The 23233-nt window shown below is 73.2% G+C and carries 19 protein-coding genes; 13 read left to right on the top strand and 6 right to left on the bottom strand.

Annotated features, from left to right (window positions below; translation table 11 throughout):
* Nucleotides 1–40 precede the first annotated feature (40 nt).
* Nucleotides 41–850, bottom strand: coding sequence for a DNA-formamidopyrimidine glycosylase family protein (locus O7617_RS04960; RefSeq protein WP_282261819.1), 810 nt, complete (start codon nucleotides 848–850; stop codon nucleotides 41–43).
* Between the two features lie 109 nt (nucleotides 851–959).
* Here O7617_RS04960 and O7617_RS04955 point away from each other — a divergent pair, with 109 nt between their 5' ends.
* Nucleotides 960–2222: a hypothetical protein gene (locus O7617_RS04955; RefSeq protein ID WP_282261818.1), complete on the top strand. Its 1263-nt coding sequence runs from the start codon at nucleotides 960–962 to the stop codon at nucleotides 2220–2222.
* A gap of 27 nt (nucleotides 2223–2249) precedes the next feature.
* Here O7617_RS04955 and O7617_RS04950 read toward each other — a convergent pair whose 3' ends face one another.
* Both O7617_RS04950 and O7617_RS04945 read right to left on the bottom strand, forming a co-directional pair.
* Nucleotides 2250–2492 carry a CPCC family cysteine-rich protein gene (locus O7617_RS04950; protein ID WP_278138018.1) on the bottom strand — a complete coding sequence of 81 codons (243 nt, stop codon included), beginning with the start codon at nucleotides 2490–2492 and terminating at the stop codon, nucleotides 2250–2252.
* Between the two features lie 25 nt (nucleotides 2493–2517).
* Nucleotides 2518–3318, bottom strand: coding sequence for an SAM-dependent chlorinase/fluorinase (locus O7617_RS04945; RefSeq protein WP_282261816.1), 801 nt, complete (start codon nucleotides 3316–3318; stop codon nucleotides 2518–2520).
* A gap of 315 nt (nucleotides 3319–3633) precedes the next feature.
* Here O7617_RS04945 and O7617_RS04940 point away from each other — a divergent pair, with 315 nt between their 5' ends.
* On the top strand, nucleotides 3634–4224 hold the full coding sequence (locus O7617_RS04940) for a hypothetical protein (protein WP_282261815.1): 591 nt from the start codon (nucleotides 3634–3636) through the stop codon (nucleotides 4222–4224).
* Nucleotides 4225–4326: 102 nt separating this feature from the next.
* Here the strand turns inward: O7617_RS04940 and O7617_RS04935 are convergent, their stop codons facing one another.
* Nucleotides 4327–8991, bottom strand: coding sequence for an ATP-dependent helicase (locus O7617_RS04935; protein WP_282261814.1), 4665 nt, complete (start codon nucleotides 8989–8991; stop codon nucleotides 4327–4329).
* Between the two features lie 178 nt (nucleotides 8992–9169).
* Between O7617_RS04935 and O7617_RS04930 the strand changes: the two genes are divergently transcribed.
* From O7617_RS04930 to O7617_RS04885, 10 genes are all read left to right on the top strand, one after another.
* Nucleotides 9170–9556, top strand: coding sequence for a hypothetical protein (locus tag O7617_RS04930; RefSeq protein WP_282261813.1), 387 nt, complete (start codon nucleotides 9170–9172; stop codon nucleotides 9554–9556).
* A gap of 266 nt (nucleotides 9557–9822) precedes the next feature.
* Nucleotides 9823–12657, top strand: a complete 2835-nt coding sequence (locus O7617_RS04925; RefSeq protein WP_282261812.1) for a Na+/H+ antiporter subunit A — start codon at nucleotides 9823–9825, stop codon at nucleotides 12655–12657.
* Between the two features lie 114 nt (nucleotides 12658–12771).
* Nucleotides 12772–13251, top strand: coding sequence for a Na(+)/H(+) antiporter subunit C (locus tag O7617_RS04920; protein WP_282261810.1), 480 nt, complete (start codon nucleotides 12772–12774; stop codon nucleotides 13249–13251).
* On the top strand, nucleotides 13251–14756 hold the full coding sequence (locus tag O7617_RS04915; RefSeq protein ID WP_282261809.1) for a Na+/H+ antiporter subunit D: 1506 nt from the start codon (nucleotides 13251–13253) through the stop codon (nucleotides 14754–14756). The genes O7617_RS04920 and O7617_RS04915 overlap by 1 nt, the downstream gene beginning before the upstream one ends.
* Nucleotides 14753–15361, top strand: coding sequence for a Na+/H+ antiporter subunit E (locus tag O7617_RS04910; RefSeq protein ID WP_282261808.1), 609 nt, complete (start codon nucleotides 14753–14755; stop codon nucleotides 15359–15361). Before O7617_RS04915 ends, O7617_RS04910 begins: the two co-directional genes overlap by 4 nt.
* Nucleotides 15358–15621, top strand: a complete 264-nt coding sequence (locus O7617_RS04905; RefSeq protein ID WP_282261807.1) for a monovalent cation/H+ antiporter complex subunit F — start codon at nucleotides 15358–15360, stop codon at nucleotides 15619–15621. The genes O7617_RS04910 and O7617_RS04905 overlap by 4 nt, the downstream gene beginning before the upstream one ends.
* Entirely contained in the window at nucleotides 15621–15980 is a 360-nt protein-coding gene (gene mnhG / locus O7617_RS04900; RefSeq protein ID WP_282264635.1) for a monovalent cation/H(+) antiporter subunit G, read from the top strand. Before O7617_RS04905 ends, mnhG begins: the two co-directional genes overlap by 1 nt.
* A gap of 182 nt (nucleotides 15981–16162) precedes the next feature.
* Nucleotides 16163–17518, top strand: a complete 1356-nt coding sequence (locus O7617_RS04895; protein WP_282261806.1) for a hemolysin family protein — start codon at nucleotides 16163–16165, stop codon at nucleotides 17516–17518.
* Nucleotides 17519–17570: 52 nt separating this feature from the next.
* On the top strand, nucleotides 17571–18635 hold the full coding sequence (locus tag O7617_RS04890; RefSeq protein WP_282261805.1) for a hemolysin family protein: 1065 nt from the start codon (nucleotides 17571–17573) through the stop codon (nucleotides 18633–18635).
* A gap of 187 nt (nucleotides 18636–18822) precedes the next feature.
* Nucleotides 18823–19755 (top strand): sporulation protein, encoded by a 933-nt coding sequence (locus tag O7617_RS04885; protein WP_282261804.1) that lies wholly within the window; start codon nucleotides 18823–18825, stop codon nucleotides 19753–19755.
* A gap of 16 nt (nucleotides 19756–19771) precedes the next feature.
* On the opposite strand, the gene leuE is transcribed toward O7617_RS04885, so the two are convergent.
* Both leuE and O7617_RS04875 read right to left on the bottom strand, forming a co-directional pair.
* The gene (gene leuE / locus O7617_RS04880; protein ID WP_282264634.1) at nucleotides 19772–20443 is read right to left on the bottom strand and encodes a leucine efflux protein LeuE; all 672 of its coding nucleotides are present in this window, start codon (nucleotides 20441–20443) and stop codon (nucleotides 19772–19774) included.
* Nucleotides 20443–21684, bottom strand: a complete 1242-nt coding sequence (locus O7617_RS04875; protein WP_282261803.1) for a bifunctional pyridoxamine 5'-phosphate oxidase family protein/GNAT family N-acetyltransferase — start codon at nucleotides 21682–21684, stop codon at nucleotides 20443–20445. The genes leuE and O7617_RS04875 overlap by 1 nt, the downstream gene beginning before the upstream one ends.
* 36 nt (nucleotides 21685–21720) lie before the next feature.
* Between O7617_RS04875 and O7617_RS04870 the strand changes: the two genes are divergently transcribed.
* Entirely contained in the window at nucleotides 21721–23061 is a 1341-nt protein-coding gene (locus tag O7617_RS04870; RefSeq protein WP_282261802.1) for an aminotransferase class I/II-fold pyridoxal phosphate-dependent enzyme, read from the top strand.
* The last annotated feature ends 172 nt before the right edge of the window (nucleotides 23062–23233 follow it).

Below are 23233 nucleotides of genomic sequence, written 5' to 3'. Positions count from 1 at the left end.
AATTACCCAATCGTCCGTTTCTGGGAGAACATCGCGCTGGTCAGCTGGGCGCGGGCGGGCCGGGGCGCTCGGGCTGACAGACCGGGCACCAGTAGGTGACCCGCTCACCCAGCTCCTCCTTGCGGATCGCGGTGCCGCAGCGGCGGCAGGGTTGGGCGCGGCGACCGTACACGTAGCTGGTCTGCCCCCGGTGCAGGGAACCGGTGCTGCTCTGCGTCCACCGGCCCCGGTTGGCCGCGAGCAGCCGCTGCGACAGCGTCACCAGGCCGGGCAGGTCGGGCACCGCGCCGACCGGCGTCCACGGCGACACGCCCCGCAGGAACAGCACCTCGCACCTGTAGAGGTTGCCCACCCCGGCCAGGTTGCGCTGGTCGAGCAGCGCTTCGCCGATGGTCTGCTCCGGGTGCTCGGCGAGCCGGCGGACCGCCTCGGCCGGATCCCAGTCCGGGCCGAGCAGATCCGGGCCGAGATGGCCGACCAGCCGGTCCTCCTCGGCGGTCGGCACCAGGGCCAGCTCGTGCAGGTGGTAGCCGACCGCGACGGCGCCGGGGGTGCGCAGCACCACCCGGATCAGGTGCGCGGGTCGCCCGTTCCAGCGTTCCCCCGGCGCGTACGCCCGCCAGGCGCCGTCCATCCGCAGGTGCGAGTGCAGGGTCCAGGGGGCAGCGTCCGGGGCGTCGAGGCGCAACAGCAGGTGCTTGCCCCGACTGGCCGACTCGCGGACGGTCCAGCCGCTGAGGTCGGTGGTCGCGAGCTGCGGCACCCGGAAGTCACTACCGGTGACCCGCGCGCCGGCGAGCGCGCGGTGCAGCACGCGCGCGGTGTTCCAGACGGTGTCGCCTTCGGGCACCCTGCCATCCTCCCTCTTTCGAGCAGAATTCGCATGTGTCGCTATTTGTACTCAGGTTCCTCATGATCTCCCGACATGCGAGGGTCAAGAGGTTCTGAGGAGAATGCCCATGACGCGACCTCGTTGTCGTATCCCGTCCGTCGCCCTCGTCGCCACGTCCTCCCTCCTGCTCACCGCCGCACTCCTACCCACCGTCGGCGGTGTCGCCGACGCCGCAGCCGACCGGCCACTCGTCATCACCGCCGCCGCTCCCAGCGGCGAACGGTGGGATGCCGACCTCTCCGTCATCGACCGCGACGACGTCAACGTCCGGCGGACCGCCGCCGGGCTGCGGCTGCGCGAGGCCCGAGCCGCCGGGCACCGCGCCCGCAGCCCGCACAGCGCCGTCGCCGAAGGGATGCTGCTGACCACGTCCCGCACCCTCGCCCGGCCGGCCACCCGGGTCCGCGCCGAGATCAGCGCGGCGATCCCCACCGGCGCGACGGTGGAGGCGCAGGTCCGCGGTTGGCGGGCGCCGGGCTGGACGGAGTGGCAGGCCGCCACCACCGGCGCGGTCTTCGACCGACCGGTCAGCCGGGTGCAGACCCGGGTGGTGCTCACCGCACCCGACGGCGGTGCCACCGCGACGGTACGCGCCGTGCGGCTCACCGCCGACGCGACAGCCGCCGTGTCCGCGGCCACGCCCGGCCGCACCTACCGGGTGTACGCCACCCGCATCGGCCTGGTCGGCGAGGTGACCGCCAACGGCCGTACCGTGCAACCCCGGGACCACTTCGTGGCGCTGCCGTCGCGGCGCGGCCTGTCCCCGCTCAACACCGGCGACTACACGGTGCGGGTCTGCACGACCAGCGGCGCCCGCTGCGAGTACGCCCCGGTGTGGGACGTCGGGCCGTGGAACACCCGTGACGACTACTGGAACCCGTCATCGGTGCGGGAGAACTGGAAGGACCTGCCGCAGGGCCGCCCCGAGGCCCAGGCGGCGTACCAGTCCGGCTACAACGGCGGGCGGGACCAGTTCGGGCGGACCGTGCTCAACCCGGCCGGCATCGACCTGGCCGACGGCACGTTCTGGGACGGCCTCCAGTTGACCACGAACGCCTGGGTGGACGTCGCCTACCTGTGGACCGGCGGGGGGCCACGGGGCGTGGTCGGTGACGGACCACTCAACATCCGCTCCGGGGCCGGCACCTCGTACGCGGTGCGGGGCCTCGCCGCCCGACTGGCCCACGTGCCGATCCAGTGCTACGTCACCGGGCAACGGGTGGTCGGGCCCTACCGCACCACCACCCGCTGGAACCGCCTGGCGACCGGGCAGTACGTCAGCCACGGCTACATCTCGAGTGTGTACGGCGGCAGCGTCCCGGTCTGCTGACCACGCACCGCCCCGTCGGGTGCCGCGTCAGGGGCGCTCGTCGGGGCGGGCCTGACGCACCATGTCCTGGTAACGCGGGTGACTGGCCCCGTAGACGGCGTAGTTGAGTCGGGCGTGCGAGAGGCTCAGGTCGCCGTTGGGGCCACCCCGGACGGCGTCGGCGTCGGCGTCGGTCTGGCCGTCGTCGGTCCAGAAACAGACCGGGCAGGTCCCCCCGCCGGTCCGGGACGCGCAGCAGGGACAACCCACGGGAACCACGTGTTCACCCACCGGGGCAGCATTCCACAGTCGAATATCAGCCCGATACCCGCAGGACGTCACCCGGTACCACCTGAAGGAGATCCACAGCCCGCCCACCGTTGACCGCGACGGCGACCAGATCGGCCGAGTCGACGTACACCACCAGGCCACCCGCCGAGGCGTCGCCGAAGGTCCGCCCCCGTACGGCCGGTCGGGTCGGCTCCGAACCGGGCGACCCGACCCGCAGCGCCGCCGGAAGCGGGTCGAGCAGGCGCGCTGGTGCGGCCAACTGGACGTTGCCGAAATGGTCCACTGTCACCACCTCGGCGGTGAAGCCCTCGCCGTCCACTGTCAGCGTCGGCGTCGGCAGCCGGACCAGGTCCGCCGGATCGACCGGCGGCCCCGCCTCGGCCAGCGGAGCGCCGAGGGCCAGCCGGGCCGCCGCCGGGGCGAAGACGTCCCGCCCGTGGAAGGTGCTGGACACCCGTCCGGCCAGCCACCGCGGCTCGGCCAGCTCCACTGCGGCGCTCACCCCGCCGAGCGCGGCGGCGGCGTCCGGCAACAGCCCGTTGTCCGGACCGACCAGCAGCCCACCCGGGGTGGCCAGCGCCACTCCCCGGCGGGCGGTGCCCACCCCCGGATCGACCACCGCCACGTGCACACCCACCGGCAGGTACGGCACCGTCTGCGCCAGCACCGCCGCACCCCGCCGGACGTCCGCCGGTGGCACCAGGTGGGTCACGTCGATGATCCGGGCCGCCGGCGCGATCCGGGCGATCACCCCGTGACAGGCGGCCACGAAACCGTCGGCGAGGCCGTAGTCGGTGGTCAGCGAGATCCAGGGCGTGACGGACATGCCCGCAGGCTAACCCGAAGATCGAACGAGGTACGCGGAAGCGCCCGCGCCTCCTGCGCCCGCGCCTCGTGCGCCCGCGCCTCGTGCGCCCGCGCCTCGTGCGCCCGCGCCTCGTGCGCCCGCGCCTCCTGCGCCCGCGCCTGCTGCGCCAAGATCCGCGCAAGATCCCTGATGGTGCTGCCTGCGGCGCGTTTGAGGCAGCATCATCCCGGATCTTGTGCGGATCTTCCGGCGGAGGGCGGTTGGCGGAAACGGGACAGCACGGTGACCGACCGGCCCCTCGCGCTGTCCGGCACGGTTGGGCAGACTGCGGTGGTGACACTTCGGAGCCTGCCCGCCGTCGGAGCCCTGCTGGTCCTCGCCGCCGTCACCGCCGGTTGCGGTGGTGATGACGGCGCGAAACGGGCGAGCGCCGACCCCAGCGTCTCGTCCTTCTCGGCTCCGGCGGCCACCGGTCTCCCGGGTGCGCCGACTCCCTCGGCCGCTCCGTCCAGCACCGACGGGGCCGCGCCCCCGCCCGCACCGGCGACAGCCGCGCCGCAGGGGCCCACGCAACGGCGTCCGGCCAGCCCGCCGCCGGTGGTGCTGCCGCAGCGGCCGGCCGGGGCGCCGGGAGCCGCCCAGGTGGTCACCGCCTTCAAGGCCGCCGGCCTGAAGGTGCCGTACACGAAGGACCGCTCGGTCGACTGTGGACCGGACGGGCTGGGCCTGGGCTGCTCCGAGGTCGTCGCCACCGGTGCCGTCACGGTGTACGTGTTCCCCGACGAGACCAGCGCCGGCGACATCGCCGAGACCTGGGGCGGCCAGTCGTACCGACGCGGCGCGGTGGTGCTCAACTACCTGGAGGCGAGGACCCCGGCCGCCGACCGGCTCCGCTACGAGAAGGTCCTCAACGGCCTCGGCTGAGCTTCGGCCGGTGGCAGCTCGGCCGATGGCAGGCTCGGCCTCGGCTGAGCTTCGACCGGTGGTGGGCTCGGCCGATGGCAGGCTCGGCCGGTGGTGGGGCGGTCAGCCGCGCAGGCGCAGGCCGCGAGGGGTGGCCCGGAAACCGGCGGCGGTCAGCGCTTCGCGCAGCGGTGAGGAGTGCACCGCCTCGCCGTCGGCCCGCTCCACCGACATCGCGCCCAACGCACCCGAGTGCACGGCGTCGGCGAGCGCCTTGCCGGCCGCGGCGAGCGCGTCGGTGTCGTCGCTGAAGGAGAGCAGCGTCCGGCCGCCGCGTTCCACGTAGAGGACGAGGTCGCCGCCGACCTGCACCACCAGGGCACCGGCCTTGCGGCCGGCACGGTGCCCGGTCGCCGGGGCGGCCCCGTCACCGGAGTCGAGCGCCCGCTCCGGCCAGGGCAACGCCGCACCGTACGGGTTGGCGGGGTCGGTGGCGGCGAGCACGGTGGCGGGTGCGCCCCGCCCCCGGGTGCCGTCGGCGGGATCGGCCAACGCGCGGAGCCGGTCCACGGCGCCCGGCACCGCGAACTGCGCCGCGCCCAGCCCTTCGACGAAGTAACCCCGCCGGGCCGCGCCGCGCTCCTCCAACGCCGACAGCACCGGGTAGACCGCCGAGAAGCCGCCGACCACCTGCTCGGCCATCACCGCGCCACGGGTGACCACCCCGTGTCGCTCCAGCAGGACGTCGGCGAGTGCGGCGGCCCGTCGGGTGGGGTCGACGTCCCGCTCCGGCAGGCGTGACCAGCGACCGGCGACGGTCGGCGGACCACCCCGGCTGGGCAGCGCCACCCGACCCGGCCGCCGGTAACGGGTGCGGGGCGCGGACGGCCGGGACCGGTGCGCACCACCGGCACCGAGCACCGCACGCAGCGGGGCGAGGGTGTCGTTGGTGAGATGCCCGGCCCAGACCAGGTCCCAGATCACGGTGGTCAACGCGGCGTCGTCGGTCGAGCCGACCCGGTCGGCCAACGCCCGGAAGAACAACGCCTGCCCGTCGGCCAGCGCGTCGAGCACCGCGTCGTGCAGCGGCGTACGGGTCAACGCGTCATCCGGCGGCGGAAGCAGCAACGGTGCGGCGTCCGCGTACGCGAGGGTCACCCAGCCGTCACCCCCGGAGATCGCGCCCGAGCCGGCCCACAGCACCTCCCCGCTGGCGCACAGCTCGTCGAGGTGCGCGGGGGAGTAGTCGGCGACCCGCGCGGGCAGCACCAGCCGCTCCAGTGCGGACGCGGGCACCGCCGCGCCCTGCAACTGCTCCACCGTCGCGGCGAGCGCCTCCACACCTCGGGCGGAGGAGCCGACCTGCTGCCAGCGGGGCAGGAACGTGGCGAGCGCCCGGGGCGGCACCGGCTCGATCTCCCGGCGCAGCGCCGCGAGCGAGCGGCGGCGCAACATCCGCAGCACCTCCGCGTCGCACCACTGGGCACCCGCCGAGTCCGGGGTGAACTCTCCGGAGACCACCCGCCCGGTGGCGCCGAGCCGGCGCAACGTCTGCTCGACGACGAACACGCCGAGCCCGAAGCGGGCCGCGCAACCGGCGGCGGCGAACGGCCCATGGGTGCGGGCGTAGCGGGCCACCAGGTCACCGAGCGGATCGGCCACCGGCGCGAGGTACGCCTCGGCCACCCCGACCGGCAATGCGACGCCGAGAGCGTCACGCAGCCGGGCGGCGTCCTCGACACCCACCCAGCGCTGTTCACCGGCGATCCGGACCCGCAGCACCCGGCGGGCCGCCTCCAGGTCGCTCAGCCAGGTCTCCGGCACACCCCGCTCGGTCAACTCGGCGTCGCTCAGGTCACCGAGCACCCGCAGCAGCTCGACGACGTCCTCGGCGTCGCGGGGGCGACGTTGCTCGGTCAGCCACCGCAGCTGCCGATGCGTCTCGGTGAGCACCGCCGGGTCGAGCAACTCGCGCAGATCGACCCGGCCGAGCAGCTCGCCGAGGAGCGTGGAGTCCAGGGCGAGCGCGGCGGCGCGACGCTCGGCCAGCGGCGCATCCCCCTCGTAGAGGAACGCGCCCACGTAACCGAAGAGCAGCGACCTGGCGAACGGCGACGGCGCACTGGTCTCGACCTCGACCAGCCGCACCTTGCGGGTGGCCAGATCGCGCATCAACCCGGCCAGCGCGGGCTGGTCGAAGACGTCCTGCAGGCACTCCCGCGCGGCCTCCAGGGTGACCGGGAAGTCCGCGTACTCGCGGGCGACGTCGAGCAGTTGGGCGGCGCGTTGCCGCTGCTGCCACAGCGGTTGGCGGCGGCGCGGGTCGCGGCGGGGCAGCAGCAGCGACCGGGCGGCGCACTCCCGGAAACGGGCGGCGAAGAGCGCGGACGTGCCGACCGACTCCTCGACGAGCTGGGCGATCTCGTCCGGCTCGAAGACCACCACGTCAGCGCCGGGCGGCTCGTCGGCGGTGTCCGGAAGCCGCACCACGATGCCGTCGTCGGAGGGCATCACCTGGGCGTCCACCCCGTACCGCTCGGCGAGCCGGCGGCCGACGGCGAGCGCCCACGGCCCGTTGACCCGTGCGCCGAGGACGCTGTGCACGGCGAGCCGCCAGTCGCCCAGCTCGTCGCGGAACCGCTCGACCACCACCGTGCGGTCGTCGGGCAGCGAACGGGTGGCCTCCCGCTGCTCGCGCAGGTAGGCCATCAGGTTGCCGGCGGCCCAGTCGTCCAGACCGCCGTCGCGCAGCAGGGCCAGGGCCGCCTCGTCACTCTGCCGCAGCAGGGTGCGCACCCGGGCGCCGATGGCCCGGCCCAGCTCGACCGGTCGGCCCAGCTGGTCGCCCTTCCAGAACGGCATCCGCGCGGCCTGCCCGGGGGCGGGCGAGACCAGCACCCGGTCGGGCGTGATCTCCTCGATGCGCCAGGAGGAGGAGCCGAGCAGGAAGACGTCACCGACCCGCGACTCGTAGACCATCTCCTCGTCCAGCTCGCCGACCCGGGCGGCCCGTTCGGCGCCGGCCAGGAACACCCCGAACAGCCCTCGGTCCGGGATGGTGCCGCCGCTGGTCACCGCGAGTCGCTGCGCGCCGGGACGGCCGGTGAGCAGGTCGGTGGCCCGGTCCCAGACCAGTCGGGGGCGCAGCTCGGCGAAGGCGGTGGAGGGGTAACGGCCGGAGAGCATGTCCAGCACGGCGTGCAGCGCGGAGTCGGGCAGCTCGGCGAAGGGCGCGGCCCGGCGGACCAGCACGGCCAGGTCGCCGAGCGACCACGGCCCCAGTGCCACCATCGCGACGATCTGCTGGGCCAGCACGTCCAGGGGATTGCGCGGGTAGTGCAGCTCCTCGATCGCGCCCTCGGTCATCCGCTCGGCGACCACGGCGCAGGACAGCAGGTCGCCGCGGTGCTTGGGGAAGACCACCCCCCGGGAGACGGCGCCCACCTGGTGCCCGGCCCGGCCGACCCGTTGCAGGCCGGCGGCCACGCTGGGCGGCGCCTCGATCTGCACCACCAGGTCGACCGCTCCCATGTCGATGCCCAGCTCCAGGCTGGAGGTGGCCACCACCGCGGGCAGTTGGCCGGACTTCAACGCCTCCTCGATGTGCTTGCGCTCCTCCCGGGAGACGCTGCCGTGGTGGGCGCGGGCGATCACCGGCGCCGCGCCGGTGGCCGCACCGGACTGGGCCATCACCTCGGCCGGTGGTCGGTTGCGCACCGGGCCGGCGGGACCGCCCCACCGCTGCGACCCGGCCGCCGGGTCTTCGCCCGCCGACAACCCCGGGGGTACGTCGATCGCGCCCTCGCCCGACGCGGAGGCGACCGCGGCGGTGGCCACCTCCTCGGCGGCCAACTCGTTGAGGCGGGCGCAGAGGCGCTCGGCGCTGCGGCGGGAGTTGGTGAAGACGATCGTCGAACGGTGCTGCCCGATGAGGGTGAAGACCCGCTCCTCGACGGCCGGCCAGATCGAGGCGCGCCGGGGCCCGGGGCCGCCGAGATCGTCCTCGGGTGGCTGCTCCTGCTCGTCGAGGCGGGTCATGTCCTCCACCGGGACCTGGACGCTCACCTCGATGGTCTTCGGGGTGGCCGGCTGCACCACGTCGACCGGCCGGGCGCCGCCGAGGAACTGCGCGCAGGCGTCGATCGGCCGGACGGTGGCGGAGAGGCCGATGCGTTGCGCCGGGGCGGGCAGCAGCTCGTCGAGGCGTTCGAGGGAGAGGGCGAGGTGGGCGCCTCGCTTGCTGCCGGCCACCGCGTGCACCTCGTCGACGATCACCGTCTGGACGCCGCGCAGCGAGTCGCGGGCCGCGGAGGTGAGCAGCAGGAACAGCGACTCGGGTGTGGTGATGAGGATGTCGGGCGGGGTGCGGGCGAAGGCTCGTCGCTCGTCGGCCGGGGTGTCGCCGGTGCGCATGCCGACGGTGATGTCGGGTGGTGCGACGCCCAGCCGGGTCGCCGCCTGCCGGATGCCGGCCAGCGGGGCGCGCAGGTTGCGTTCCACGTCGACGGCGAGAGCCTTGAGCGGGCTGACGTAGAGCACGCGGCACCGCTGGCGGGCCTCGGTCGGGGCCGGTTCGCGGGCCAGCCGGTCCAGTGACCAGAGGAACGCCGCGAGCGTCTTGCCGGAGCCGGTGGGCGCCACCACGAGAGCGTTTCGACCGGCGGCGACGGACCGCCACGCGCCGGTCTGGGCGGCGGTGGGTGCGGCGAAGGCCGCGTCGAACCACGCACGGGTGGCCGGACCGAAACCGGCGAGCACCGTGCCGGCGTCTGCGTCTGCCCCGGTCACCGGTCCATCGTGCCCCGCCGGTACGACATCCACGAACGGACCGGGTGGGGAATGTGCCCGACTAAAGCAAAAAGCGTGGAAGGTGCGCTTAATACGTTAAGTCTCACTTAACTGCTTGCTTCTACGGAGCAACATAAAGTAACTTCACTCGCAACGCGAACCGGGGTGAGGGGATTTGATGGCCGGCGAGCAGCGCACCGTCGAACCGGGCACCGACGTGCTGATTCGCAAGGTTGACAGTCATCTGGCCGCGCTCCGCTGCGGTCTGCACGGCCCCGAGTTGGAGCTCGCCGAACGCCTCGCCCGCTGCCTGCGTGAGTTGGTCCGCTGCACCGCGCAGGCGAGCGCCGCCGATCGCGGCCAGGTCCGCGTCGCCGTGCACTACTTCGTGCTGCGTCGGGAGAGTCGTGGCCGCTTGCTCTCGGTGCGGTCGCTGGCCGCCGCCGAGCGGGTGGTCGATCGCGTCGCGCGCCAGCTCGGCCGCCTGGACCTGCTGGCCGAGCTGCACCGCGACCGCCCCACCCCGGACGACGCCCAACCCCTGAACAACGCACTCCTCCACTGACCCCCCACCCCCGCACCGCTCCGCCTGCGGGTCGACGGCGACGCGTGGAGAGCCCACCCGGCTCCCGCCCCCCGCCGTCGATCATGGGGTTGTGGTGGGTGAGAAGGCCCCTTTTCCGCCTCGAAGTGGACACCATAACTCCATGATCGACCGGGGTTGGGTGGGGTGAATTCCGGCAAAACCGCCCGGGGGGCGACGAACTGGCGTCTGATCGCTGCTAGGCGTCACTGCTGCACGGGCGTCGGCCACCTCGATCGGGAGCGCAGGTGCTGGTACTGCTCGTCCTCCACCTCGTGGCGGCCCTCGCCGCACCGCTGCTCGTCCGGTGGTGGGGTTCCAGCGCGTGCTACCCGCTGGCGCTGGCACCGGCCGCCGCCTTCTGCTGGGCCGTGGCCCGCACCCCGGCCGTCGCCGACGGCGGGGCCGTGGTCGAGACGTACCCCTGGGTCGGTCAGTTGGGTTTGGACATCGCGTTGCGGCTCACCACGCTGTCCTGGCTGATGACGCTGCTGATCGGCGGCGTCGGCGCGCTGGTGCTGGTCTACAGCGCCCGCTACTTCGACGCCGGCTCGACCGGGCTCGCGCAGTTCGCCGGGGTCCTGGTCGCGTTCGCCGGCGCGATGCTCGCCCTGGTCTTCGCCGACGACCTGCTGCTGCTCTACGTCGGTTGGGAGTTGACCACGATCTTCTCCTACCTGCTGATCGGGCACAGCACCGAACGGCGTTCCAGCCGGTGGGCGGCGGCGCAGGCGTTGACGGTCACCACGCTGGGCGGGCTCGCCATGCTGGTCGGGTTCATCATGCTGGGCGAGCACGCCGGCACCTACCGCTGGTCGCAGATCACCGCCGAAGGGCTGCCCGACGGCGGCTACCTGATCACGGCCGTGCTGCTGATCCTGGTCGGCGCGTTGTCCAAGTCGGCGGTGCTGCCGTTCAACTCCTGGCTGCCGGTGGCGATGGCGGCACCCACGCCGGTCAGCGCGTACCTGCACGCCGCGGCGATGGTCAAGGCCGGCGTCTACCTGGTCGGGCTGCTCGCGCCGGTGCTCGCCACGGTCGGCCCGTGGCGGCCGGTGGTGCAGGTCGCCGGCGTGGCGACGATGCTCGTCGGTGGCTGGGCGGCGCTGCGGCAGACCGATCTGAAGTTACTGCTGGCGTACGGGACGGTCAGTCAACTCGGTCTGCTGATCGCGGTCACCGGCTCGGGCACCCCGGACGCGGCCCTGGCCGGCGTGGCGATGCTGCTGGCGCACGCGTTGTTCAAGGCGGCGTTGTTCCTGGTCGTCGGCATCATCGACCACAGCGCGGGCACCCGTGACCTGCGCGAGTTGACCGGACTGCGGCACTGGTCCCGGCCGCTGTTCGTGGTGGCGGTGCTCGCCGCGGCGTCGATGGCGGGGGTGCCGCCGCTGGTCGGCTTCGTGTCCAAGGAGGCGGTGTTCGCCGCGTTCACCGATCAGCCGGTGCTCCTCACCGGCCTGGTCGCCGGAACGGTGCTCACCGTCGCGTACAGCGCACGTTTCCTCTGGGGCGCGTTCGCCGACCGGACGGGCGTCGAACCGGTCCGACCGGGGCCGGTGGCCGCGTCGTTGCTGGTGCCACCGGCGGTGCTCGCCGGGGTGGGTCTGCTCGCCGGTCCGGCCGCGAGCGTGCTGGACGACCTGCTGCGCCCGTACGCCGATCTGCTCGGTGGGGTGGACGCGCACCTGGCGCTCTGGTCCGGGCCGACTCCGGCGCTCGGCCTGTCCGTGGTGGCGCTCGTCGGCGGTGGCCTGCTCTTCGCCCTGCGTGGGCCGTTGGCCCCGGTGCTGGCCCGCCTGCGCGCGCCGGTCGGCGGCAACCAGGGGTACGAGTGGATCGTGGGCCGCTTCGACCGGCTGGCCATCGAGGTCACCGGCGCGACCCAGCGTGGTTCCCTGCCGCAGTATCTGGGCGTCATCCTGGTCTCCCTGGTGCTGGTGCCCGGCACGGCGATGCTCTCCGCCGGCCCGTGGCGGGCTCGGCTCCCACTCTGGGACAGCCTGCTGCAACCGGTGGTCGTCGTGGTGATCGCGGTCGCCGCGGTGTTGGCGGTCGGTGCCCGTCGCCGCCTGACCGCGATGCTGCTGGTGGGGATGACCGGCTACGGCACGGCGATGCTGTTCGTCCTGCACGGGGCACCCGACCTGGCGCTCACCCAGTTCCTGGTGGAGACCGCGACGATCGCGGTCTTCGTGCTGGTGCTGCGTCGGCTGCCGGAGCGGTTCTCGGCCCGCCCGCTGCGCCGTACCCGGTGGGTCCGCCGGGTGATCGGGGTGGCGGTGGGTGTGGTGGCCGCCGGGCTTGCCCTCACCGCCGCCGGTGCCCGCCGGGCACCGGACATCTCCGCCGTCTTCCCGGACCTGGCGGTCATGCAGGGGTACGGCCGCAACGTGGTCAACGTGACCCTCGTCGACATCCGGGCCTGGGACACCATGGGGGAGTTGGCGGTGCTGGTGGTGGCCGCGACCGGGGTGGCCAGCCTCATCTTCGAGCGCTCCCGCACCGGGCCGCGACCGCGCCGACCGGAGGCGGACCGCCGACTGACCGAGTCGGGCCGGTCGGTGTGGCTGCGCGGTGGCCCCACCCTCTACGAGGAGCGTCGCTCGATCGTGTTGGAGGTGGTCATCCGGCTGATCTTCCACACCGTGGTGCTGTTCTCCCTCTTCCTGCTCTTCTCCGGGCACAACGCGCCGGGCGGTGGCTTCGCCGGCGGCCTGGTGGCGGGTCTCGCCCTGGTGGTGCGCTATCTGGCCGGTGGCCGGTACGAGTTGACCGAGGCCGCTCCGATCGGCGCCGGTGCGATCCTCGGCGCGGGGCTGGCCGTGTCGGCGGGCAGTGGGGTGGTGGCGTTGTTGGCCGGTGGCGCGGTGCTGGAGAGCGCCAAGCTCGACCAGACCCTGCCAGTGGTCGGTGACACCCACCTGGTGACGTCGCTCTTCTTCGACATCGGCGTGTACCTGGTCGTGATCGGGTTGGTGCTGGACATCCTGCGCAGCCTCGGCGCGGAGGTGGACCGGCACATCGAGGCCGCCGGGGAGGCACCCGGTGGCCTGGCCGTCGACAAGGGGGACCGGCCGTGAGCGCGAGGAGTGAGCCGGTGTTGCGAGCCCCGCAGTCGCGAGCAGAGGTGGCGCCGTGAGCGCGAGGAGTGAGCCGGTGTTGCGAGCCCCGCAGTCGCGAGCAGAGGTGGCGCCGTGAGCGCGAGCGACGCTGGGCCGACCTTGGTGATGGTGGTGGCCGTCGCGGTGTTGTTCGGGTGCGGGGTGATCCTGCTGTTGGAGCGCAGCCTGACCCGGATCCTGCTGGGTGTGATCCTGCTCGGCAACGGGGTGAACCTGTTGATCCTGCTGGGTGGGCGGTCGGGTGGGGCGCCGATCGTCGGCTCGGGTCCGGTGGATCGGATGAGCGACCCGCTGCCGCAGGCGATGGTGTTGACCTCCATCGTGATCACCTTCGGGTTCACCGCGTTCCTGCTCGCTGTGGCGTACCGCAGTTGGTATCTGTCGGGTGACGACGAGGTGCCCGACGACCTGGAGGACCGGCAGATCATCCGCCGGGCCGGGCGCAACGAGATGGGTGCCGTCGACCATGGTGGGGAGGGGCCGAACGGCGACCCGGAGCAGGTCGATCCGGAGCCCGCCCGTCGTCGGCTGCGGCGCGGGGACGACTCGTGATGGGCGCGTTGGTGCCGTTGCCGGTGGTGGTGCCGCTGTTCGGTGCGGCGTTGACCCTGCTGTTGGCCGGGATGCCCCGACTTCAGCGCGCGATAAGTGTGCTCTGCCTGTGCGGCACGCTCGTCGTGGCGCTGGTGCTGCTGGTGCAGGCGTACCGGCACGGGCCGGTGGTGGTGACGGTCGGCGCCTGGCCGGCTCCGGTGGGCATCGTGCTGATCGCCGACCAGTTGGCCGCGCTGATGGTGGTGGTCTCGTCGGCGGTGACCCTCTGCGTGCTGCTGTACTCGATCGGTCAGGGCCGCAGCGAGACGAGCGAGTCCACGCCGGTGTCGATCTTCCACCCGACGTACCTGGTGCTCACCGCGGGCGTGACCAACGCCTTCCTGGCCGGTGACCTGTTCAACCTCTTCGTCGGCTTCGAGATCCTGCTGGCTGCGAGCTTCGTGTTGATCACGTTGGGCGGCACCGAGACCCGGATCCGGACCGGGTCGACGTACGTGGTGGTCAGCATCCTCTCCTCGATGATGTTCCTGACGGCGGTGGGCCTGGTGTACGCGGCCACCGGCACGCTCAACCTGGCCCAGCTCGCCCACCGTCTCGACGACCTGCCCGACGGCGTACGGCTGGCTCTGGAGTTGACGTTGCTGCTGGCCTTCGCGATCAAGGCGGCGGTCTTCCCGTTGTCGGCCTGGCTGCCGGACAGCTACCCGACGGCGCCGGCCCCGGTCACCGCCGTCTTCGCGGGTCTGCTCACCAAGGTCGGCGTGTACGCGATCATTCGTACCGAGACGTTGCTGTTTCCCGGTGGGCACGCCGACACGCTGCTGATGGTCGTCGCCGGGCTGACCATGGTGGTCGGCATCCTCGGCGCGGTGGCCCAGTCCGACCTGAAGCGGCTCTTCTCCTTCACCCTGGTCAGCCACATCGGCTACATGATCTTCGGGGTGGCGTTGAGTACCGCCGCCGGGCTCTCCGGCGCGATCTTCTACGTGGTCCACCACATCACCATCCAGACCACGCTGTTCCTGGTCGCGGGTCTGGTCGAGGAGCGCGCCGGAAGCACGGACCTACGCCGCATCGGCGGGCTGGCCCGGGTCGCGCCGCTGCTCGGGGTGCTGTTCTTCGTCCCGGCCATGAACCTCGCCGGGGTGCCACCGTTCTCCGGCTTCCTCGGCAAGCTCGGTCTGCTCCAGGCCGGGGTGGCCGCCGGTGGGCCACTGCCCGGGGTGCTGGTGGCCGCCGGCACGGTGACCAGCCTGCTCACCCTGTACGTGGCGTCCCGGGTGTGGAACATCGCCTTCTGGCGAGCGCCCCGGCTGGCCACCGGCGATCCCGTCGTCCGGCTGCCGAGGCTGATGGTCGGGGCCACCGTGGCCCTGGTCGCTCTCGGACTGGCGCTGACCGTGCTGGCCGGTCCGCTCTTCGACGTCACCGCCGACGCGGCGGCCGACCTGCGTCTGCGTACCCCGTACGTGCGTGCGGTGCTGCCGGGCGGTGAACCGTGACCGGCCCGCCCGGGCGGACCCGAGACGACGGCGGGTCGCCGGTGTCGCGCGGCGGGCTCGGACGCTGGCGGGACCAGCTGGTGGCGCTCGGCTGGCTGGTGCTGGTCTGGATCCTGCTCTGGGGTGACGTCAACTGGGCGAACCTCGTCGGCGGCCTGCTGGTCGGCACGGCGGTGCTGTTCTTCTACCCGCTGCCGGCGGTCACCTTCGGCGGTCGGCTCCGGCCGGGGGCGCTGCTGGTGTTCGCCGGCCGGTTCGTCGTCGAACTGGTCCGCGCGAGCATTCACATCGCCCGGATCGCCGTGCAGCCCGGCTACCGGCCGCGCGGCGCGATCATCGCGGTCCAGCTACGGGTGCGTACGGACCTGAACCTGGCGCTCACCGCGGAGGCGGTCTCGCTGGTGCCCGGCACGCTGATCATCGAGGTGGACCGGCGGTCCGCGACCCTCTTCGTGCACGTGCTGGACACCCATCGGCCGTCGGACCTGTCCGCGGCCCGCAAGCGCACGCTCGCCGTCGAGCGCCGTCTCATCCGTGCCGTGGGTTCCGCCGCCGAACTGCGACTTGTCGAGTCCCGACCCGTCGAGAAGGGAACCGATTCATGACCATCTTTTTGGCCGCCGTCCTCACCGCTCTACTGTCGGTGACCGCGCTGCTGGCACTGGCCCGCCTCTACCGGGGGCCGTCCCTGATCGACCGGGTGATCGCCGCGGACATGCTGCTCGCCACCATGGTCGGCGCGGTGGGCGCGGAGGCGGCGGTCAACCGGCACGCCACCACGCTGCCGGTGCTCGTGGTGCTCTCCCTGCTGGGGTTCATCGGTTCGGTGTCGCTGGTCCGTTTCGCCGTCCGGGAGCAGGTGTGATCAGCACCCTCGCGGACTGGCTGGGCGCGGCCTGTCTGATCGCCGGAGCGCTGCTCGCCCTGGCCGCCGCGATCGGTGTGCTCCGCTTTCCCGACGCCCTGTCCCGGATGCACGCCGCCACCAAGCCGCAGGTGCTCGGAGTGCTCCTGCTGCTGCTCGGCATCGCGCTGCGTCTCCGTTCCGGATCGGACCTCGGCATGCTCCTGCTCGTGGCTGTGTTTCAGCTCGCCACCGCGCCGGTGGCGGCTCAGATGATCGGGCGGGCCGCGTACCGGGCGGGTCGACTCGACCGGAGCCTGCTCGACGCCGATGAGCTGGCCGAACGCGGATCGGGCGGCGGGCCGCAAGGCCCGGCGTGACGGCCCCGGGCAGGCCGGTGAAACGGACGATCCGCTCCTTCGGCCCACCCCCAGCGAAGTCCCAGCCAGCGCCGATAAAATGGCGGCATGATCGACTCTTCTGCCCAGGAGGGCAGCAGTAGCCAGCCGGGTCGTGCCCGGCATATCCCCGTACCGACGACCCCGGGAGCCCTGAGCGACCCGTGTTGATCGTCGTTGGTCTTCTCTTGATCGTTGTTCTCACTGCCGCCACCGGTTACTTCGTGGCGCAGGAGTTCGGCTACGTCGCCGTGGACCGGGGCAAGCTGCGTCAGCTCGCCGACGACGGCGACCAGGCCGCCGCCCGGGCCCTGACGGTGACCAGCCGGCTCTCCTTCATGCTCTCCGGCGCCCAACTCGGCATCACCGTCACCGCCCTGCTGGTCGGCTACGTCGCCGAGCCGTACCTGGGCGCCGGCCTCGCCGACCTGCTCGGCGTGGCGGGCGTCAGCGAGGGGGTCACCCTGCCACTCTCGGTGGTGTTGGCCCTGGTCATCGCGACCATCGTGCAGATGGTCCTCGGTGAGCTGGCCCCGAAGAACCTGGCCATCGCGCGTGCCGAGCCGTTGGCCCGCGCGCTGAGCCGGTCCACCCTCGTCTACCTCGCCGTCGCCGGGCCGGTGATCCGGCTCTTCGACCGGGCGTCGATCCGGCTGCTCCGCCGGGTCGGCATCGAGCCGATCGAGGAGCTGCCCAGTGGCGCCACCCCGGCCGACCTGGAGCAGATCATCGCCGAGTCCCGCGAGGAGGGCAGCCTGGACGCGGAGATGTCCACGCTGCTCGACCGAGGTCTGGACTTCCGCGAGCTGACCGCCGGGGAGGCCATGGTGCCCCGGGTCGACGTGCACACCGTACGGGCGCACGAGTCGGTCAGCCGCGTGGTCGAGCTGCTGGACACCGGCCACTCCCGCTTCCCGGTACGCGGTGCGGAGGGCGTCGACGACCTGGTCGGCGTCGTCGGCATCGCCGACGTGCTCGGCGTACCCCCGGAGAAGCGGGCGACCACGCCGGTGAGCGCGGTGGCGGGCCCGCCGCTGCTCGTACCGGAGACGTTGCCCCTGCCCACGGTGCTGGACCGCCTGCGGTCCGGCCACCGGCAGATGGCCTGTGTGGTCGACGAGTACGGCGGTTTCGCCGGGGTCATCACGCTGGAGGACATCGCCGAGGAGTTGGTCGGCCCGATCCGGGACGAGGACGACCCACCGGAGCGGGCACCCGCCCGCCAGGACGACGGGTCGTGGGTGGTGCCGGCCCGCTGGCGGATCGACGAGGTCGCCGACAGCACCGGCATCGCGCTGCCCGAGGCACCGGAGTACGACACCCTGTCCGGGTTGGTGATGCGGGAGTTGGGCCGGGTGCCGGAGGTCGGTGACCGGCTGGAGATCAGCCTGCTGCCGGAGGGCGCGGACGGCGAGGTCAACGAGGCGGAGCCGCGCGCGCTGGTCGAGGTGCTGGCCGTGGACCGGCACGTGGCGGATTCGGTGCGGTTGCAGCTGAGCAAACCCGAGGTGACCGCATGAGCGCGAGGAGTGAGCTCGCGAGCCCCGCAGTCGCGAATGAAGGGCGGCACCGATGAGCCCCGGGATCGCGCTGTTCAGTTCGGTGATCCTGCTGGCGCTGAACGGGTTCTTCGTGGCCGCCGAGTTCGCTCTGGTGGCCAGCAAGCGCTACCGCCTGGAGCAGGCGGCAGCGAACGGTGGCCGGGCGGCACGCGCCGCGCTGGACGGCGTCCGCGAGCTGTCGCTGATGCTGGCCGGCGCGCAGCTCGGCATCACGCTGTGCACCCTGGGTCTCGGCGCGCTGGCCGAGCCGGCGATCGAGCACCTGCTCAGCCCACTGCTGCATGCGGTGGGCCTGCCGGACGCGGCCAGCCACCTGATCGCCCTGGTCTTCGCCCTCGGGGTGGTCACCTTCCTGCACCTGGTGGTGGGGGAGATGGCCCCGAAGTCCTGGGCGATCACCGACGCGGAGCGCTCGGCGACGCTGCTCGCGTTGCCGTTCCGGGCCTTCGCCCGGGTGTCGCGGCCGGTCCTGTCCGCGCTCAACGCGCTGGCCAACGCGATCCTGCGGCTGTTCGGGGTCAACCAGCAGGATCAGCTCGCCCAGGTGCACGGCCCGGACGAGCTGCGGATCCTGCTGGAGCAGTCCCGCGAGCACGGGCTGCTCGGCGCGGAGCAGCACCAGTTGTTGACCAGCATGCTGGAGTTGCAGGGCACGTCGGTGGCGCAGGTGATGGAACCTTTCGCCACCATGGTCACCGTCCGTCGGGACGACCCGGCCGGGCGGATCGAGGAGGTCAGCCGGGACAGCGGCCGGTCCCGGTTGGCGGTGCTGGACGAGCAGGGCGACGTGTGTGGCCTGGTGCACGTCCGGGAGGCGGTACGGGTGGTCACCACCGGCCGTGCCGCGACCGCCGGGGAGTTGATGACTCCCGCGTTCACCCTGCCCGCGACGTCCTCGGTCACCGAGGCGGTGGCGGCGATGCGGGCCCGGCAGTCGCAGCTCGCGTTGGTGCGCAACGGCGGTGGCCCGGCCCGACCGATCGGTTTCGTGGCTCTGGAGGATCTCCTGGAGGAGGTCATCGGCGAGTTCGACGACGAGACCGACACGGTCCCGCGCGGACGTCGCCTGCGGTGACCCTGTCGACCCGGCCGCGCCGACGTGGTGCGGCCGGGTCGGCGCTGCCCCGCCGGGTGTCCGCCGGGGTAGGCGCGGTCGGGGCCGACGGGTGCGGCCCGGGTCGGCGCGGTGGGCGTGAGGTCATCGCGACCGGGTAGGCGCGCCGGGTGGGGCCGACGGGGTCCCGTCCGGGAGGGGGCCCGCGGTGCGACTGACCGGAGTGTCCCGGGAGTCCGGTTGGACCGGCCTGTCCGTGCAGACCACACTTCCCAACCCGAGCACCCGGCCGGGCCTGCGCCTGCCGGGGCGGGTGACAGTCGCGGCCGGACCGGAGGACGTGCTGGTCCGGCACATCCGGCTCGGCCTGGTCACCACCGTCGAACCGGATGATCCGGACGCCGCCCGCCGCCTCGTGCAGTTCCACCAGGCGCCGATCGCCGGTCGGTTCGTCGTACCCGCCGGACGGCGGCGCGCTGTCGACTTCGCGTTGCCGTTGCCCTGGGAGACCCCGGTGACGACCTTCGGTGGGGTGCCGCTGCTCAGCCTGCGGATGGGTCTACGGACCGAGGTGTCCGTCGACCCCGACCTCGACCAGGGTGCGATGGTGCCCGTCTTCGTCCACCCGCTCCCCACCCAGCAGCACGTGTTCGCGGCGTTGGACACGCTGGGCTTCGCGATCCGCCAGGCGGGGTTGCAGGAGGGCGGGCTGCCCGGGGTGGAGCACACCCTGCCACTGCACCAGCGCTGGGGCTTCTGGGTGGGGCCGCTCTACGCCGGTCCGATCACCGAGCTTGAGGTGATCTTCGTGACCGACTCGGCGGGCCTGGAGGCGATCCTGTGGATGGATCGCCGGCTGGCGCTGGCCGGCATCACCCACCAGAGCATCAGCCGGTTCCGGATCTGGCACGAGGACGCCGACCGGCGGGACTGGGTCGCCACCGTGGACGGCTGGCTCCGCCAGGCGATCAACAGGCACGCCGCCGCTGCCGCGCACGCCGACTGGTCCGCGCGGATCGGCGGGTCCGCCCACGTCAGCCGCCACCCCGACGAGCCGATCCGTCCGGGCTACGGTCTCGGCGGCACCGCCGGCGGCGCGGGCGTCGGTGGCGGCGGCTCCGGCGGCGGCGACGGCACCTGACCCGGCCGCCGACGGGTCAGCCGGCGGTGGCGGTGGCCAGTTTGAGGCTGAAGGCCAGGAAGAGGGCGGCCACGGCGGTGGTGCCGCCGGCGGCCAGGCGGCGGCGCTGCCGGAACTGGGCCGCCAGGAAGGTACCCGCGAAGATCAACGCGGTCAGGTAGAGCGCGCTCGTCACCTGTGCGATCAGCCCGAGGAGCAGGAACGACAGCGCCGGCCAGGCGTAGCCGGGGTCGACGAACTGGATGAAGAACGAGATGAAGAACAGGATCGCCTTCGGGTTCAGCAGGCTGATCACCAGCGCCTTGCGGAACGGGCTGCGCATCGCCGCCGGCTCCGCGGCGTCGATGAGCCGCGGCGTGCTCGGGTCGTTGCGGTCGCGCCAGCGCCGCGCGGCGCCGAGCAGCATGGTCACCCCGACATAACCGAGGTACGCGGCACCGGCGTACTTGATCACCAGGAACAGCGGAGGGTACGCCTTGAGCAACGACGCCACCCCGGCGGCGGAGAGGAACATCAGCACCCCGTCGCCGACGAACACGCCCCCGGCGGCCCGGTAACCGACCGCTACCCCTCGTTTGGCCGCGGTGGAGAGCACGAAGAGCGAGTTCGGCCCGGGCAGCAGGATGATGGCCACGGTGCCCAGCACGTACGTCCAGATGTCGGTGATCCCCAGCACGCCCGCCATCATCACGCCACCGGTGCCGTACGGCGAAGCCTTTCTCGCAGCCTGACCTGTGCGTTCGGCCACTCGTCGACGGTCATCGCGTACTGGACGGTGTCCCGCCAGGAGCCGTCCGGGCGTTGCCGGTGCATCCGCAGGACGCCTTCCCGGGTCGCGCCGAGCCGTTCGATGGCCGCCTGGGAACGGACGTTGCGGATGTCGGTGTGCCAGACCACCCGCACCGCGCCCAGTTCGTCGAAGGCCCGGCCGAGCAGCAGCAGCTTCGCCTCGGTGTTGATCCCGGTACGCCACCAGGGCCGACCGAGGAAGGTGTGCCCGATCGCCACCGCCCGCCGCTCGGGGTCGATCTCGTAGTAGGACGTGGTGCCCACCACCGCTCCGGTCGCCACGCACCGCTGCACCCAGGCCACCCGCTCGCCCTGGTGCTGAGCGGCCAGGGCGGTGCCGATCACCTCGGCGGTCTCGCCCGGGGTGCTGGGCCGGGTGCTACCGAGGTGCTGCCACACCTCGTCGTCTGCGGTGGCGGCGTGCAACTCATCGGTGTGCGCCACCTCCAGCGGCTCCAGCCGGACGTGCTCGCCGTGCAGCGACACCGGGTCGTGCCAGGGCGTACGCGCCGTACGCAGGAACGCCGGCAGCGGCGCGGTGACCCCGGGGGCCGGTTCGGGTTGCCCGGCGGTCAACCGCAGCGGCAGCACACCGGCCCAGTGCGGCAGGTGCAGGTCCGCCTCGTCCTCGCGGACCCCGCCGCTGCGGGACCGGACGGACACCTCGCGCAGGGGCAGCGCCAGCACGGCGGTCTCGGCCAGCTCCCGTCGGCTGGGCGGGCGGGTGTCGGTGCTGCGTCCCGAGCCGACCTTCTCCACCAGCGCGGTGAGCATGGCGAGCTTCTCCCGCTCGTCGGTGACCAGGCGGGCGGTGCCGTGCGCGACGACCGAGCGGTAGTTGGCGCTGTGGTGGAACTGGGAACGGGCGTAGACCAGCCCGTCGAGCAGTGTCACCGCGACGCAGACCGGCAGCCCGTCGCCCCGGGCGGCGAGCAGTGGCCGGCTTCCGGTGGATCCGTGCAGGTAGAGGGTGTCGCCGATGCGGACGTGCAGGGTGGGCAGCACCCGGGGCCGGCCGTCGACGGTGAACCCGAGTGCGCAGTCGTACGCCTCGTCGAGCACGGCGTGAGCCGCGGCCTCGTCGTAGCTCATCCGGTCGCGGGAGCGGTGGGGTGTGGTCCGGGCGGTGGGTGGATACATGCGCTCGTCCCTTTGTTCTAGTACAATCTCTTGTTTGTGTCAGCACGCTATCAGCTCAGTGGTACGACGGCCGTCGAGATTTCGGCCGGTATCGAGTCGGGCATCCGTATCGGTGCCCTGTCCCCCGGGGCCGCGCTGCCCCCGGTGCGGGCGCTCGCCGCCGACCTGGGTGTCAGCCCCGCCACCGTCGCCCGCGCCTACCAGGAGCTACGCCAACGTGGCCTGCTCGTCACCGCCGGACGGCACGGCACCCGAGTCCGCCCCCGCCCTCCGGTGGCCGCCCGCCGCTCCGCGCTCCGTCCGCCGCCGCTGCCCGGGGCCCGCGACCTGTCCCGGGGCGAACCCGACCGCCGGCTGCTCCCTCCGCTCGGCCCGCACCTGGCAGCGCTCGCCGCCGACATCGGCCCCTCGGTCAGCTACTCCGACGCCGGAGTGCTGCCCGAACTGGCCGAGGTGGCCCGGGCCCGACTGGACGCCGACGGCGTACCGGCCGGGGACCTGACCCTCACCGGCGGCGCGCTCGACGGCATCGAGCGGCTGCTCGGCGCCCACCTGCGGCCCGGCGACGCGGTAGCGGTGGAGGACCCGGGCTGGGCCAACCTGCTCGACCTGGTGGCCGCGCTGGGGCTGCGCCCGATCGGCGTACCCGTGGACGACGAGGGCCCGCTGGTGGCCGGGGTGGCCGCCGCGCTCGCCGCCGGGGCACGGGCGCTGGTGGTCACCAGCCGAGCGCAGAACCCGACCGGCTCGGCCGTCTCCGCGCAGCGTGCCGAGGCGCTGCGGACGCTGCTCGGCGGTCGCCGGGACCTGCTGCTGATCGAGGACGACCACGCCGCCGAGCTGGCTCGCGTACCCCTGCACCCGCTGGCCGGTGTGACCGCGAGCTGGGCCTTCCTGCGGTCGGTGAGCAAACCCTTCGGCCCGGACCTGCGGCTCGCGGTGCTGGTCGGCGACGAGACGACGGTGGCCCGGGTGGCCGGTCGGACGCGGGTCGGCGCGGGCTGGGTCTCCACCGTTCTGCAACGGCTGCTCCTCGCCCTCTGGCGCGACCCGGCGGTCGACGAGGTGGTGCGGCGGGCGGCGCAGAGCTACGAGCGGCGACGCGACGGGCTGCTGGGCGCGCTGGCCGAGCACGGCCTACGGGCGCACGGCCGCAGCGGACTCAACGTCTGGCTGCCGGTGCCGGACGAGACCAGCGCGGTCACCGCGTTGCGCGACGCCGGCTGGGGGGTCGCCCCCGGCGCCCTCTTCCGGATCGCCGCCGCGCCCGCCGTGCGCGTCACGGTCAGTTCGCTGGACGCCGACGACCTGGTCCCGCTGGCCGCCGCCCTGGCGGACGCCGTCGACCCGACCCCACCCCCGGGCTTCCCCACCTGACCGCCCTCGGTCGGCCGCCCTGCTCCAGGTGTCGGCGGGACCGACGGTTCGACCAGAAAGTGCGAGGTTGCGGGGATTCATGACTAAGGGGCGGGTATGCGGGCCGCCGGAGGTGGGGACCATGGCTTCTCCTGGAGCGCGCAAGGGAATCTGGATCGTGGTGGCGCTGGTG

The organism is Micromonospora sp. WMMD1155, assembly GCF_029581275.1.
GTDB lineage: Bacteria > Actinomycetota > Actinomycetes > Mycobacteriales > Micromonosporaceae > Micromonospora.
This window is presented reverse-complemented; position numbering and strand designations above follow the sequence as displayed.

Coding starts and splice junctions, on each gene's coding strand:
- O7617_RS04945 (WP_282261816.1), bottom strand. CDS start 3,318: ATGTCCGTCACGCCCTGGATCTCGCTGACCACCGACTACGGCCTCGCC.
- leuE (WP_282264634.1), bottom strand. CDS start 20,443: ATGATGGCGGGCGTGCTGGGGATCACCGACATCTGGACGTACGTGCTG.
- O7617_RS04955 (WP_282261818.1), top strand. CDS start 960: ATGACGCGACCTCGTTGTCGTATCCCGTCCGTCGCCCTCGTCGCCACG.
- O7617_RS04905 (WP_282261807.1), top strand. CDS start 15,358: ATGACCATCTTTTTGGCCGCCGTCCTCACCGCTCTACTGTCGGTGACC.
- O7617_RS04890 (WP_282261805.1), top strand. CDS start 17,571: ATGAGCCCCGGGATCGCGCTGTTCAGTTCGGTGATCCTGCTGGCGCTG.
- O7617_RS04915 (WP_282261809.1), top strand. CDS start 13,251: ATGGGCGCGTTGGTGCCGTTGCCGGTGGTGGTGCCGCTGTTCGGTGCG.
- O7617_RS04875 (WP_282261803.1), bottom strand. CDS start 21,684: ATGTATCCACCCACCGCCCGGACCACACCCCACCGCTCCCGCGACCGG.
- O7617_RS04930 (WP_282261813.1), top strand. CDS start 9,170: ATGGCCGGCGAGCAGCGCACCGTCGAACCGGGCACCGACGTGCTGATT.